15 protein-coding genes and 1 other annotated feature are annotated in these 12987 nt (G+C 39.0%); of the genes, 14 read left to right on the plus strand and 1 reads right to left on the minus strand.

Going from position 1 to position 12987, the window contains the following annotated elements; all coding sequences use genetic code 11:
- Positions 1-15 precede the first annotated feature (15 nt).
- From aroC to gorA, 3 genes are all read left to right on the plus strand, one after another.
- Positions 16-1182: a chorismate synthase gene (aroC, locus tag AKK44_RS06785; protein ID WP_054279052.1), complete on the plus strand. Its 1167-nt coding sequence runs from the start codon at positions 16-18 to the stop codon at positions 1180-1182.
- 60 nt (positions 1183-1242) lie between these two features.
- Positions 1243-1584 carry a YlbF/YmcA family competence regulator gene (locus AKK44_RS06790; protein WP_054279053.1) on the plus strand — a complete coding sequence of 114 codons (342 nt, stop codon included), beginning with the start codon at positions 1243-1245 and terminating at the stop codon, positions 1582-1584.
- 128 nt (positions 1585-1712) lie between these two features.
- On the plus strand, positions 1713-3065 hold the full coding sequence (gorA, locus tag AKK44_RS06795; RefSeq protein ID WP_054279054.1) for a glutathione-disulfide reductase: 1353 nt from the start codon (positions 1713-1715) through the stop codon (positions 3063-3065).
- Between the two features lie 52 nt (positions 3066-3117).
- Here the strand turns inward: gorA and AKK44_RS06800 are convergent, their stop codons facing one another.
- A complete protein-coding gene (locus tag AKK44_RS06800; RefSeq protein ID WP_054279055.1) occupies positions 3118-3549 on the minus strand; it encodes a DUF6556 family protein in 432 nt (143 codons plus the stop codon).
- Between the two features lie 256 nt (positions 3550-3805).
- Between AKK44_RS06800 and AKK44_RS06805 the strand changes: the two genes are divergently transcribed.
- The 11 genes from AKK44_RS06805 (at position 3806) to AKK44_RS06855 (ending at position 12240) form a co-directional block, all read left to right on the plus strand.
- A complete protein-coding gene (locus tag AKK44_RS06805) occupies positions 3806-4948 on the plus strand; it encodes a cysteine desulfurase family protein (protein ID WP_054279056.1) in 1143 nt (380 codons plus the stop codon).
- 1 nt (position 4949) lies between these two features.
- Positions 4950-6164, plus strand: a complete 1215-nt coding sequence (thiI, locus tag AKK44_RS06810) for a tRNA uracil 4-sulfurtransferase ThiI (RefSeq protein ID WP_054279057.1) — start codon at positions 4950-4952, stop codon at positions 6162-6164.
- Positions 6165-6258: 94 nt separating this feature from the next.
- Positions 6259-7452, plus strand: a complete 1194-nt coding sequence (locus AKK44_RS06815; RefSeq protein WP_054279058.1) for a CapA family protein — start codon at positions 6259-6261, stop codon at positions 7450-7452.
- Between the two features lie 92 nt (positions 7453-7544).
- Positions 7545-7617, plus strand: a sequence feature (ribosomal protein L21 leader region).
- A gap of 31 nt (positions 7618-7648) precedes the next feature.
- A complete protein-coding gene (gene rplU, locus AKK44_RS06820) occupies positions 7649-7963 on the plus strand; it encodes a 50S ribosomal protein L21 (RefSeq protein WP_037594814.1) in 315 nt (104 codons plus the stop codon).
- A gap of 11 nt (positions 7964-7974) precedes the next feature.
- Positions 7975-8301: a ribosomal-processing cysteine protease Prp gene (locus AKK44_RS06825; RefSeq protein ID WP_037594815.1), complete on the plus strand. Its 327-nt coding sequence runs from the start codon at positions 7975-7977 to the stop codon at positions 8299-8301.
- 27 nt (positions 8302-8328) lie between these two features.
- Positions 8329-8622: a 50S ribosomal protein L27 gene (gene rpmA, locus AKK44_RS06830; RefSeq protein ID WP_037594816.1), complete on the plus strand. Its 294-nt coding sequence runs from the start codon at positions 8329-8331 to the stop codon at positions 8620-8622.
- 310 nt (positions 8623-8932) lie between these two features.
- A complete protein-coding gene (locus tag AKK44_RS06835) occupies positions 8933-9133 on the plus strand; it encodes a CsbD family protein (RefSeq protein ID WP_037594817.1) in 201 nt (66 codons plus the stop codon).
- A gap of 307 nt (positions 9134-9440) precedes the next feature.
- Positions 9441-10352 carry a LysR family transcriptional regulator gene (locus AKK44_RS06840; RefSeq protein ID WP_054279059.1) on the plus strand — a complete coding sequence of 304 codons (912 nt, stop codon included), beginning with the start codon at positions 9441-9443 and terminating at the stop codon, positions 10350-10352.
- Position 10353: 1 nt separating this feature from the next.
- Positions 10354-10818 carry a signal peptidase II gene (gene lspA, locus AKK44_RS06845; protein WP_054279060.1) on the plus strand — a complete coding sequence of 155 codons (465 nt, stop codon included), beginning with the start codon at positions 10354-10356 and terminating at the stop codon, positions 10816-10818.
- Positions 10802-11695, plus strand: a complete 894-nt coding sequence (locus AKK44_RS06850) for an RluA family pseudouridine synthase (protein WP_054279061.1) — start codon at positions 10802-10804, stop codon at positions 11693-11695. Before lspA ends, AKK44_RS06850 begins: the two co-directional genes overlap by 17 nt.
- 359 nt (positions 11696-12054) lie before the next feature.
- Positions 12055-12240 carry a hypothetical protein gene (locus AKK44_RS06855; protein ID WP_054279062.1) on the plus strand — a complete coding sequence of 62 codons (186 nt, stop codon included), beginning with the start codon at positions 12055-12057 and terminating at the stop codon, positions 12238-12240.
- Positions 12241-12987 lie beyond the last annotated feature (747 nt).

Here is a 12987-nt window from a genome sequence, read left to right on the forward strand (position 1 = left end):
GGTAAAGGGGTATAGATGAGGTATTTAACAGCAGGTGAGTCACATGGTCCGTCCTTGACAGCTATTATTGAAGGTGTTCCCGCGGGGCTAAGCCTTTCGGCAGAAGCCATTAATAAGGACTTGAAACGGCGACAAACAGGCTACGGGCGTGGAGCTAGGATGCAAATTGAATCAGACCAAGTGCAGATAACCTCTGGTGTGCGTCATGGCTTGACGACTGGAAGCCCACTGACTTTGATTATTACTAATAAAGACCATCAAAAGTGGCGCGATATCATGTCTGTCGAAGAAGCAGATTGGCGCTTAAAAGCTAAGCGCAAGGTGACTCGACCAAGACCAGGGCATGCCGATTTAGTTGGAGGGATTAAGTATCGTTTTGATGACCTAAGAAATGCTTTGGAACGGTCATCAGCCAGAGAAACCGCCTTACGCGTTGCTATCGGAGCAGTGGCCAAAGTTATTTTGAAGGAATTATCCATCCAAACGGCTCATCACGTCTTGGTATTTGGAGGGATAGAGATTGCCGTGCCAGATCATTTATCAGTACCTGAAATTGCAGCATTATCAGAGAAATCGGATCTTTCTATTGTTAATCAGGAACAAGAAGCAGAAATCAAGGCGCATATTGATCAGATAAAAGCTGAAGGTGATACGATTGGCGGTGTTATTGAAACCATGGTTTGTGGTTTACCCGCAGGCTTGGGGTCTTATGTCCAATGGGATAGAAAATTAGATGCTAAATTGGCACAGGCAGTGTTATCTATCAATGCTTTTAAAGGTGTGGAATTTGGCATGGGGTTTGATATGGGCTATCACAAAGGGTCCCAGGTCATGGATGAGATTGTCTGGGATGCCTCTACAGGCTATAGTCGAAAAACAAATCGTCTAGGAGGTTTTGAAGCAGGAGTGACCAATGGTCAGCCAATCATCGTCAAAGGGGTTATGAAGCCAATTCCAACCTTGTATAAACCCTTAATGTCTGTAGATATTGAAACTCATGAACCCTATCAGGCAACTGTTGAACGTTCAGATCCCACAGCCTTGCCAGCAGCTGGTTTGATCATGGAGAATGTTGTTGCAACAGTCCTTGCGACAGAAATTTTAGACCAATTTCCCTCTGATAATATGGTCGATTTAAAAAGAACGTTTCAGGAATATTGTGATTATGTGAAACATTTTTAGACGACAAAGATGAGATGATTATGGTATTATTTAAGAAACCATCACTAAAAGGAGAATCTAATGTCACAAGAAATTTATGACTACGCTAATAAACTTGAAAGAGCCATTCGTGCTTTGCCAGAATACCAAAATGTTTTAAAGGCTAAAGACGACATTAAAGCAAACGATGATGCAAAACAATTATTTGAAGAATTTGTTGCTATGCAAGAAAAACTACAGATGATGATGCAGTCAGGAAAAATGCCGACACAAGAAGAGCAAACAGAGATTCAAGAGCTTAGTCAAAAAATTGAAGCCAATGAGATGCTAAAAGCATACTTTGATGCTCAACAAGCTTTATCTATCTATGTTAGTGATATGGAACGCATCATTTTTACCCCATTGAAAGATTTATTATCTTAAAATGGTTCACCAGGCTTTTGAATTATGACTTTGGTCATGATTCTTTTTTGTTTGAAATAGTAGTGAAGATTTGAGAGTGGGATGATTTTATGATACATTATGTTTAAATAGTAAAGGTGGTAAATATAATGGTTGTTAACTATGATTATATTGTTATTGGAGGCGGTAGTGCAGGGATTGCTTCTGCCAATCGTGCAGCTCTGTATGGGGCCAAGGTATTGTTGGTTGAGAAAAAAGATATCGGAGGCACCTGTGTTAACTTAGGCTGTGTTCCTAAAAAAGTAATGTGGTATGGAGCCCAGATTGCACAGGCGCTTCAGGTATATGCTAAGGATTATGGATTTAATATCGAACAGTCTACCTTTGATTTTAAAACCTTAAAATCAAATCGCCAAGCCTATATTGAGCGTATCCATGCGTCTTACGAGCGTGGCTTTGATAAGAATAAGGTGGATCGTCTTTATGCCCATGCGACCTTTTTGGATAGCCATAGGGTAGAAATTGAAGGGGAAATTTATACTGCTCCTCATATTTTGATTGCAACAGGTGGACACCCTGTTTTCCCTGATATTCCAGGAGCAGAGCTTGGCATTAGCTCAGATGGTTTTTTTGCTTTAGATGAAGTCCCTAAAAGAACAGCTGTTGTTGGAGCGGGGTATATTGCAGTAGAGATTGCAGGCGTTTTGCATGCTTTGGGATCTCAAACCGAACTATTCGTACGTCACGATAAGCCACTGAGAAGTTTTGATGATGATATTGTCCAAGTGCTTGTTGATGATATGACAAAATCAGGGATTCGTTTGCACCAACAAGCTCATGTTGAAAAGCTGGTTCAAAATCCTGACCAGTCATTGACTCTGCACCTAACTGATGGTCGTCATGTTGAGGTTGATCAGGTGATTTGGGCGATTGGTCGTCAGGCGAATGTAAGTGGATTTGGTTTAGAAAAAACAGGTGTCAGCCTAACAGATAAGGGCTATATTGAAACAGATGCTTTTGAAAACACATCGGTTAAGGGACTTTATGCAGTAGGTGATGTGAATGGCAAGCTTGCCTTAACCCCGGTGGCGGTAGCTGCTGGGCGACGCTTAGCGGAGCGACTCTTTAACGGCAAATCAAATGAAAAGCTCGATTATGAAGCTGTTGCGACAGTTATTTTTAGTCATCCTGCTATGGGAGCAATAGGGCTTACAGAAAAAGCAGCTATTGCTCAATATGGTCAAGATGCGGTCAAGACTTATACGTCACAATTTACCTCTATGTATACGGCAGTTACCAGTCATCGCCAGGACTGTTTCATGAAACTAGTTACAGTCGGTGATCAAGAAAAAATCGTTGGCCTCCATGGCATTGGTCATGGTGTTGATGAAATGATTCAAGGATTCTCTGTAGCCATTAAGATGGGAGCAACAAAGGCTGATTTTGATAATACCGTCGCTATTCACCCAACAGGGGCTGAAGAATTTGTAACAATGAGATAACTAAAAGGCAAGCATGAGATGTGCTTGCCTTTTACGCTAGATAATCACTCAGTTAAGGTGCTTTGGTGTCATTAGGGCTCGCTTCAGGGCTATTTTCTGTTGAAGTCTCTGGATTGTTAGAGTCGGTCTCACTAGCTGAATTAGTGCTATCCTTTGACTCATTATCAGAAGGAGAAGTTATATGATCTTCTGTGTTCGAAGGGGTATCGGACGGCTCGGATTCTGTTTTACTGGAGTTTGAACTGTCTTTTTCGATGATTTTAACGATTGTTGACGTCGGAGTATTTGATGAGTCGCTTTTAGGGTTATCTGCTGTGGGATTTAAATACCGACTAATCGTTAACGTGGCTACTATAATACTCAATATGCTACCGATTAATGCGGTGAGTTTTTGCAAGGCTGTTAAACCTGTTTTAATCTGTTTAGTTGGAGCAATTTTTACGGGTGTTTTGGATTTTTTCTGACGAGAATAATAGGAAGACATGATAAAACTCCTTTGGTTATAATCAAATTTCATTTTGGGGAACGTGGCTTGCGAAAAGTCCTAACACGGCCTTTCTCCAAAAACTATTAATTATCAGTATAATCTAGAAAAAAATCGACGTCAACCGTTTACCTTAGGTCTATGGTATTTGTTTCAGAAAACGACAAAAGAAAGCGTTTTATGAATGAATTGTGATTTTCTCATTTAGCAATATTTATGTTACAATAAAGCATTGAGTAAAAAACGAAGGTGACACATGATTTATTTTGATAACGCAGCTACAACAATGCCGTATAGTCAGGTTCTAACAACCTATCAGGAAGTAGCTAATAAAATTTATGGCAACCCATCCAGCTTACACCGACTAGGCACAAATGCTAGCCGGATTTTAGATGCCTCCAGGCGTCAAATTGCAGAGCTTCTTGACGTGAGTCCAGAAACCATTTACTTTACTTCTGGTGGCACAGAAAGCGATAACTGGGCTATTAAGGGAATTGCCTTTGAAAAAGCTGAATTTGGCAAACATATCATTGTTTCAGATGTTGAGCACCCAGCAGTCAAAGAAAGTGCCAAATGGTTAGCTAGTCAAGGCTTTGAGGTGTCTTACGCCCCTGTAACAAGGGAGGGTTTTCTTGATTTAGAGGCTTTGTCCTCCTTACTGAGGAAAGACACTATTTTGGTATCTGTGATGGCAGTCAACAATGAAATTGGAGCTATTCAGCCAATTCAGGCCATTTCAAAGCTGTTAGAAGACAAGCCAACTATTTCCTTTCACGTCGATGCCGTACAAGCTGTTGGAAAACTCCCTGTAAAAGATTATTTGACAGAACGTGTTGATTTTGCCTCATTTTCAGGTCACAAATTCCATGCTGTTCGAGGAGTTGGTTTTTTATATAAGAAACAGGGTAAACGTCTTAGTCCTTTGTTGACAGGTGGAGGTCAAGAGCAGGGCATGCGTTCTACAACTGAAAATGTCGCTGGTATTGCAAGCATGGCTAGGGCTCTTAGGATGGTGACAGAACAACAAACTCTTGCAGTCACTAAAATAGCAGCTATGAAAGCAGTCATCCATCAAGCACTAGATGCCTATGAGGACGTTACGATTTTTTCTGGGATTGAACAGTTTGTTCCTAGCATAGTTACTTTTGGGATAAAAGGTGTTCGTGGCGAGGTACTTGTGCATGCTTTTGAAAATCATGACATCTATGTTTCAACCACCAGTGCTTGCTCATCAAAAGTAGCAAAACCTGCTGGAACACTTTTGGCAATGAAAGTTCCCTTGTCCTTAGCGCAAACAGCTATTCGTATAAGTTTAAATGATGACAACGATATGGGGCAAGTTGAGCAGTTTTTAACCATTTTTAAGCAAATCTATGAAAAAACAAGGAAAGTCAGATAATATGAAATACTCACAAATAATGGTTCGTTATGGCGAGCTATCAACCAAGGGCAAAAACAGAATGCGTTTTGTCAATAAATTAAGAAATAATATCCAGGATGTCCTGTCCGTCTACCCAGACGTCAAGATAAAGTCAGATCGTGATAGAACACACGTCTACCTCAATGGAACGGCCTATCAACCTGTACTTGAAACGCTCACCTTGGTATTTGGCATCCAAGCCCTATCGCCTGTCTATGAAGTCGCAAAACAAGTGCCTGATTTGATTGAAGCGGTCCAAACCATTATGAAACCTCTTTACCGTGAAGGGCTGACCTTTAAGGTAATGACAAAAAGAAGTGACCATGATTTTGAATTGGATAGCCGTGACTTAAATCACAAATTGGGTCAAGCTATTACTGATGCCTTTCCAAATATCAAAGCACAAATGAAAAACCCAGACATTACCGTCAAGGTTGAAATTCGTCAAGAAGCTGCCTATATCTCTTGTGAGGAATTTAAGGGAGCTGGCGGGTTACCAGTAGGAACTTCAGGAAAAGGGCTGCTCATGTTATCTGGCGGCATTGACTCTCCTGTTGCAGGCTATTTGGCTTTGAAAAGAGGGGTAGATATTGAGGCTGTTCACTTCGCTAGTCCACCTTACACCAGTCCAGGTGCTTTAACTAAAGCACACGAACTTACTAGACGCTTGACACGTTTTGGTGGAACAATTAATTTTATCGAGGTTCCTTTTACTGAGATTCAAGAAGAAATCAAAAGCAAAGTGCCAGAAGCTTATATGATGACATTGACTCGTCGTTTTATGATGCGGATTACAGATGCTTTGAGACAGCAAAGAAAAGCCTTGGTTATTGTTAATGGCGAGAGCTTGGGTCAAGTTGCCAGCCAGACCTTAGAAAGTATGCACGCGATCAATGCAGTGACTTCAACCCCAATCATTAGACCAGTCATTACAATGGATAAATTAGAAATAATTGATATCGCTCAAAAGATTGATACTTTTGAGATTTCAATCCAGCCATTTGAAGATTGCTGCACGATATTTGCCCCAGTTCATCCTAAGACCAGTCCAAAACTGGCAAACGTTGAAAAGTATGAGCATCGATTTGACGTTGATGGCCTTGTGCAAAGAGCCGTTGATGGTGTAATGATTACAGAAATCACGCCAGAAAAACGAACTGATGATCTCTCAGAACTGATTGAAGACCTTCTCTAAAAGGAATATAACAAATCATTCAAGACACCTAACCACAAAAGGCTAGGTGTCTTTTTTGTTAACATGGTATAATGGTAAAAAAGGAGGTTTCATCTTGATTAAGACCAAACAGTATAAAAAAGTGACCTTGTCAGTTATTTCTGTCATTGCCATGCTATTAGTGGCAACTTTCATTTGGGATTTAGTTGCCCTTCAGCAAAAACAATCTTCGCAAAAATCTGCGACAAGTCAATCAGTCAAAAGGGCGCGTGTGGTGGCCAACGGGGATATCTTGATTCACGATGTGCTCTATGCTAGTGCGCGAAAACCTGATGGTAGCTATGACTTCACACCGTACTTTGAGTACGTTAAGGATTGGATCAGCAAAGCTGATCTTGCTATCGGAGATTATGAAGGTACTATTAGTCCAGATTTTCCTTTGGCGGGCTATCCCTTATTTAACGCTCCAGAAGAGATTGCAACGGCACTCAAAGAAACAGGATATGATGTGGTTGATTTGGCTCATAACCATATTTTAGACTCTCACCTAAGCGGCGCTCTTAACACCAAGCGTGTTTTTAAAGACTTAGGAATAGACAGCATCGGTATTTATGAAAAAAATCGTGCCAAAGAACCATTTCTTATCAAAACCGTTAATGGCATCAAAATTGCTATCCTAGGATATTCCTACGGCTATAATGGCATGGAGGCAACGCTGACTCAACGTGAGTATGACAAGCACATGTCTGATTTGGATCAAACCAAAATAAAACAAGACATTACTAGAGCTGAAAAGAAAGCTGATGTTACCATCGTCATGCCTCAAATGGGTGTTGAATATGCTCTAAAGCCAACAGCTGAGCAAAAAGACCTCTATCGCAAAATGGTTGATTGGGGAGCTGATGTGATTTTAGGAGGACATCCACATGTGATAGAGCCGTCTGAAACCATTATCAAAGGTAAAAAGAAAAAATTTATCATTTATTCTATGGGTAATTTCATTTCAAATCAACGTTTGGAAACCGTTGATGACATTTGGACTGAGCGTGGATTGCTGATGGATCTTACGTTCGAGAAAAAAGGTAAAGACACCATCATTAAAAGGGTCAAAGCCCATCCAACCATGGTATTAGCAAAGGCAAAAGGCATCTATGGGAACGAAGGCTACGAATTATATAATTATCGAACCCTTGTCCTAGAAGATTTCATCAAAGGCGGGAAGCATCATAATGACATCGATGCCGCAACTCAAGAAAAAGTAACCACCGCATACAACGAAACAAAAGAGTTGGTTGATTTAAAGTGGTGAAAAACTAATTTGTTGTTCAAATAAAGAAAATAGCATATTTTTCTTGAAAAAAAAAAGAAATAGTGCTATAATAGTAATGTTGACTAAATGCACATCCTGTGCAACCGCTCGACAATCGTAAAAGTAGACCTAGTCTCACGATTCTAGGCGAGTCTTCACAGAGGGAAACCTCGAAAAAAATAATAGGAGGTGCATCATGAGCACATATGCAATCATCAAAACTGGTGGAAAACAAGTTAAAGTTGAAGTAGGTCAAGCAATCTACGTTGAGAAAATTAACGCTGAAGCTGGCGCAGAAGTAACATTTAACGAAGTTGTTCTTGTTGGTGGTGACAAAACTGTAGTTGGTACTCCAGTTGTTGAAGGAGCTACTGTTGTTGGAACTGTTGAAAAACAAGGAAAACAAAAGAAAGTTGTAACTTTCAAGTACAAACCTAAAAAAGGTAGCCACCGTAAACAAGGTCATCGTCAACCTTATACTAAAGTTGTCATCAACGCTATCAACGCTTAATTTACTAACTTATGATTAAAGCACTTTTTACACGCCAAACAAATGGTCAACTCGTTGGTGCAAAACTGACCGGCCATGCTGGTAGTGGTGATTATGGCTTTGATATTGTCTGTGCAGCTGTAAGTACTTTAGCTATTAATTTTATTAATTCTTTAGAAGTAATTGCACACTGTCAGGCAACAGTAACCTTAAATGACGTTGAAGGTGGGTACATGGATATTTCTGTACCATGCCATGACAATCAGGAGACGATTCAAATTTTATTTGAATCATTTCTTCTAGGAATGACTAAATTAGCGGAAGATTCGTCAGAATTTGTCCAGACTAAAGTCATTTGAATTTATTTTAAGAGAGGAAACAACATTATGTTAAAAATGAATCTTGCTAACTTGCAACTTTTCGCCCACAAAAAAGGTGGAGGTTCTACATCAAACGGACGTGATTCACAATCTAAACGTCTTGGAGCTAAAGCAGCTGACGGACAAACTGTTTCAGGCGGCTCAATCCTTTATCGTCAACGCGGTACTCACATCTATCCAGGTGTCAACGTAGGCCGTGGTGGAGATGACACACTTTTTGCTAAAGTTGAAGGTGTTGTGCGCTTCGAACGTAAAGGACGCGACAAAAAACAAGTTTCTGTTTACCCAGTAGCTAAATAATCTTAAACATCTTATAAGATAAGGCTTTCCGAGTTTTCGGAGAGTCTTTTTTTTATTTTGATACCTATTTTGGTACCCATATTCTAAAAACCAATGTAGGATGCAAATTTATCTGCTACTTTATTTTTGGCTTTTTCCTGATGTGAGAATTTGTATTATCTTATCAGTTAGTCTTTGTTAGCCAGTTTTGTGCTAAAGCTTATGTTGCAAATCAGTGATATTCAAGCGTGCTATCTTTTTATGAACCGATGTTTTGAGTTGCCTTCAACAAGCAATCGTGATATTATGAAAGAAAAAGGAGGTATTCATTATGTCAGAAGAAAAATTCAAGGCAAAAGTTGACCAAGCAAAAGGTAGCATCAAAGAAGGTGCAGGCAAGCTTACTGGAGACAAAGAACTTGAAGCAAAAGGTTTTGTCGAAAAGACCATTGCTAAAGGAAAAGAATTAGCAGATGATGCCAAAGAAACAGTAGAAGGTGCTATCGATAGCATCAAAAACAAACTGAAATAATTCCTGATCGGTTACAAAACCAAGTAATGGAAAGATAGTCTTATTTCTCAAACTATCTTTCAACACACTTTCTGACACCAGTTTCGGCTGGTGTCTTTTTTGTGGTAAATTCCTCAATTGATGAAGCAGGCAAGATTCACTTGTGTTCATCAGCAAATGAGTACTGTGCTTATTTCGGTCAGTAACGTCTTGTGAGGTTTAGCCTGATAGAGCTATTAATCTTATTGGAGATAATATCATACTAGAGTTATAGGGATAGAGGGATTTTATGGTATAATGGAAGTTATTAGATTTAGGAAGTGACCCCATGAATATTCAACAGTTACGCTATGTCGTCGCTATTGCCAATAACGGAACCTTTCGTGAAGCAGCGTCCAAACTATTTGTCAGTCAACCGAGTTTGTCGGTTTCGATTCGTGATTTAGAAACGGAGCTTGGTTTCAAGGTGTTTACAAGAACAACGACAGGAACGGTTCTGACAAGTCAGGGCTTGGTCTTTTATGAAAAAGCTTTGGAGGTTGTAAAGACCTTTGATTCGTTTGAAAAAGAATTTTCTCAGGCTGATATGGAACAAAACGAATTTTCTATCGCTAGTCAGCATTATGATTTTTTACCGACTTTAATCACAGAGTTCTCTAAGCAGTATACGGATCATCGTGTTTTTCGCATATTTGAGTCAACGACCATTCAAATTTTAGACGAAGTGGCTCAGGGAAATAGTGAAATTGGCATTATCTATCTGAATGCCCAAAACCAAAAAGGCTTGTTTCAGAGAATGGACCAATTAGCTCTGGAATACGTCGAGTTAATTCCTTTTAAAACACATATTTACCTGTCTCAGACACATCCACTAGCCGAAAAAGGAGCTTTGTTATTAAAAGACCTTCATGACTTACCAGCTGTTCGTTTTACTCAGGAAAAAGATGAGTACCTCTATTATTCAGAGAACTTTGTAGACACCAGTAAGAGTCCAATGGTTTATAACGTTTCGGATCGAGCGACCCTAAACGGTATTTTAGAAAGAACAGATGCTTTTGCAACAGGATCTGGCTTTTTAGACTATCGTAGTGTTAATGGCATCAAGGTTATTCCTTTGGAAGATCATATCGAGAATAAAATGATTTACGTTAAGCGAAAAGACAAGCATTTATCTGTAGCAGCCTTGACCTTTATCACCATTTTGAAAGATTATTTTGACAAACGAAAGGAGGGCAAGTGATTTGAAAAAACTACTATTCATCATTGGTTCTTTGCTCCTTATTATACTTGATCAGCTGAGTAAATACTGGATTGTTTCGCATATAACACTAGGAGAGGTGAGGTCCTTTATCCCCTCAGTGGTCAGCCTGACTTATGTCAAAAATTCAGGAGCTGCCTTTTCAATGTTACAAAACCAACAGTGGTTTTTTTACCTGATTACAGCTCTAGTTATCAGCTATTGTTGTTACTATCTGTATAAGCATCCAACCATTAGCATCTGGAAATCTTTGGCATTGCTACTGATTGTCTCTGGTGGAATGGGGAATTTTATTGATCGGGTGCGGTTAGCCTATGTGATTGATATGATTCATTTAGATTTTATTGATTTTGCTATTTTTAACGTAGCAGACTCTTATCTAACAGTGGGGACACTATTATTAGTCATTTGTTTATGGAAAGAAGAAGATTATGAAAATAAAAATTAAAGAGCCTGGACATCGTCTGGACAAAGCTCTTGCCGATGCGACAGAAATGTCTCGAAGCCAAGCCAATGAGGAAATCAAAAAAGGCACTGTATTAGTCAATGGCGAACTCAAAAAAGCCAAGTACACTGTGCAGTTTGGTGATATTATTTCTTACGAGTTACCTAAGGATGAGATTTTGGAATACCAGCCAGAAAATATTCCTTTAGATATCATTTATGAAGATGACGTGATGGCTATTATCAATAAACCCCAAGGCATGGTGGTGCATCCTTCGGCAGGTCATAGTTCAGGAACGATGGTTAATGCCTTGATGCATCATATTAAAGATTTGTCGTCGATTAATGGCGTGGTACGTCCAGGTATTGTGCATCGCATTGATAAGGATACCTCTGGCTTGTTGATGGTCGCGAAAAATGATAAAGCACATCAACGACTAGCTGATGAGCTCAAGGCAAAAAAATCACTGCGAAAATACGTTGCCATTGTACACGGGAATTTGCCAAATGACCGAGGAGTCATTGAAGCTCCTATTGGGCGCAGCGACCATGACCGCAAAAAACAAGCTGTTTCGTCTAAAGGTAAGGAAGCCCTTACCCGCTTTACCGTCTTGGAACGCTTTATCGATTATACTTTAGTGGAATTACAGCTAGAGACAGGTCGTACTCACCAGATTCGTGTTCACATGGCTTATATAGGTCATCCTGTAGCAGGTGATCCTGTCTATGGTCCGCGAAAAACCTTGCCAGGAAAAGGGCAGTTTTTACACGCGCAGACTCTGGGGTTGACTCATCCTGTGACGGAAGAATCTATGGTCTTTACAGTTGATCCTCCAGAAGTGTTTCAAAAAACCCTTGCTCAGCTTCGAAAGGCTCAATAATAGGCGATTTGGTCATTGCTAGCCATTTAGAGAAGGAAGAGGCTATCAGGTCTATTATGTCCTGAAAGATGTTGAGCACGTGACAGCTTCGAAATGCTTTAAAGTGGTTAATGTCGCTAAAATGATTTCACAAAATATCAGAGAGTATTTTGAAAAAAACAATACCTATATGTTTGCTGAATGATTTAGCTAGCCTATGCAGCAAGATGATTTAGAGTATACTAAAAAACCTTCTCATTTTAACAGGAACAATGGTTGGTATCGGTGTTGGAATTTTCACAGGAGCGTTTGGTGTAGGGTATGCAATCGGCCAAAGTACTAAGAAATAGGTTATATTAGTTTTATTAAGGAGGAATAGTATGGTTATTACTGGTAAAAAAGTATTTAAGATGGTTTACTTTGCTAACTTAATCTTTCACATATTATTTATTGGATACCAAATAAGTCAGTCAGTAAATATTAGTGGGGGTTATTTAGCAATAGCTGCTTCTAGTATTAGTTCAATGACTCTCATTATGATGTTAACTAAAGATAAAGAAGAATAAATATTATGAAACAAATTAGCGGTTTGGATAAAGTAAATAAAAACTTTGTAGAACGATCTGAGCAAAATTTGTTAGATACAGAAGGCGGAGTTGTTATTACGTTAACTACGAGTTAATTCTGAAGTGATTGATTCAACCATTATTCCTGAAAGGATAGTTATTGCACAAATCTTTCCGAAGTTAGAAGATGAGGAAGCAGTCAAAATTGGTGATACGGTTAATTTCAAGACCCAGAATTCTTCAAACTAAAGAAGTTACCTTACAATCTAAAATAACAGTATTGACAGTAGCGCAACTAAGACAAAAGAGGGTAGTTATTTTAAAGTTATTACGGAAGCAAAATTATCAAGTAAAGAATTAAAAGATTTAAAATATGGTCCATCAGGAGATTTAGTTGTGGTAACTGGAGAGAAAACCTACCTAAAATATTATCTTGATAAATTTTTAAATTAGTATAATGAAAGACGAATTTTTGAAAAAGATATTCGTCTTTTTATTATGTGACTTTTTTATTCTAGTAGAAAAACTCTAATGTGTTACGCCAACAGATGTCTCTTGCTGTCAAGGATATCAAGGATATTAATGTCCTGGTCATTTCGGTTTTGTTTTACGAAAAGCTTTAGAAATCTCTGAAGCATCTAACAAATGATCTGTAAGACTAGTTAAAGTGAAATAGCCATTAAACTCTAAACTAACCCAATCATTTCGACCAATAGACTTAAATTTCCTTCTAGGAATCCAAAACTG

It is taken from the genome of Streptococcus phocae, assembly GCF_001302265.1.
GTDB lineage: Bacteria > Bacillota > Bacilli > Lactobacillales > Streptococcaceae > Streptococcus > Streptococcus phocae.

What these genes read in the sequence shown, in the direction of transcription:
- AKK44_RS06825 (WP_037594815.1), top strand. Translation starts at nt 7,975, where the DNA reads ATGATTAAAGCACTTTTTACACGCCAAACAAATGGTCAACTCGTTGGT.
- aroC (WP_054279052.1), top strand. Translation starts at nt 16, where the DNA reads ATGAGGTATTTAACAGCAGGTGAGTCACATGGTCCGTCCTTGACAGCT.
- AKK44_RS06850 (WP_054279061.1), top strand. Translation starts at nt 10,802, where the DNA reads ATGAAAATAAAAATTAAAGAGCCTGGACATCGTCTGGACAAAGCTCTT.
- AKK44_RS06790 (WP_054279053.1), top strand. Translation starts at nt 1,243, where the DNA reads ATGTCACAAGAAATTTATGACTACGCTAATAAACTTGAAAGAGCCATT.
- AKK44_RS06805 (WP_054279056.1), top strand. Translation starts at nt 3,806, where the DNA reads ATGATTTATTTTGATAACGCAGCTACAACAATGCCGTATAGTCAGGTT.
- AKK44_RS06800 (WP_054279055.1), bottom strand. Translation starts at nt 3,549, where the DNA reads ATGTCTTCCTATTATTCTCGTCAGAAAAAATCCAAAACACCCGTAAAA.
- gorA (WP_054279054.1), top strand. Translation starts at nt 1,713, where the DNA reads ATGGTTGTTAACTATGATTATATTGTTATTGGAGGCGGTAGTGCAGGG.
- AKK44_RS06840 (WP_054279059.1), top strand. Translation starts at nt 9,441, where the DNA reads ATGAATATTCAACAGTTACGCTATGTCGTCGCTATTGCCAATAACGGA.
- AKK44_RS06835 (WP_037594817.1), top strand. Translation starts at nt 8,933, where the DNA reads ATGTCAGAAGAAAAATTCAAGGCAAAAGTTGACCAAGCAAAAGGTAGC.
- thiI (WP_054279057.1), top strand. Translation starts at nt 4,950, where the DNA reads ATGAAATACTCACAAATAATGGTTCGTTATGGCGAGCTATCAACCAAG.
- rpmA (WP_037594816.1), top strand. Translation starts at nt 8,329, where the DNA reads ATGTTAAAAATGAATCTTGCTAACTTGCAACTTTTCGCCCACAAAAAA.
- AKK44_RS06855 (WP_054279062.1), top strand. Translation starts at nt 12,055, where the DNA reads ATGGTTATTACTGGTAAAAAAGTATTTAAGATGGTTTACTTTGCTAAC.
- rplU (WP_037594814.1), top strand. Translation starts at nt 7,649, where the DNA reads ATGAGCACATATGCAATCATCAAAACTGGTGGAAAACAAGTTAAAGTT.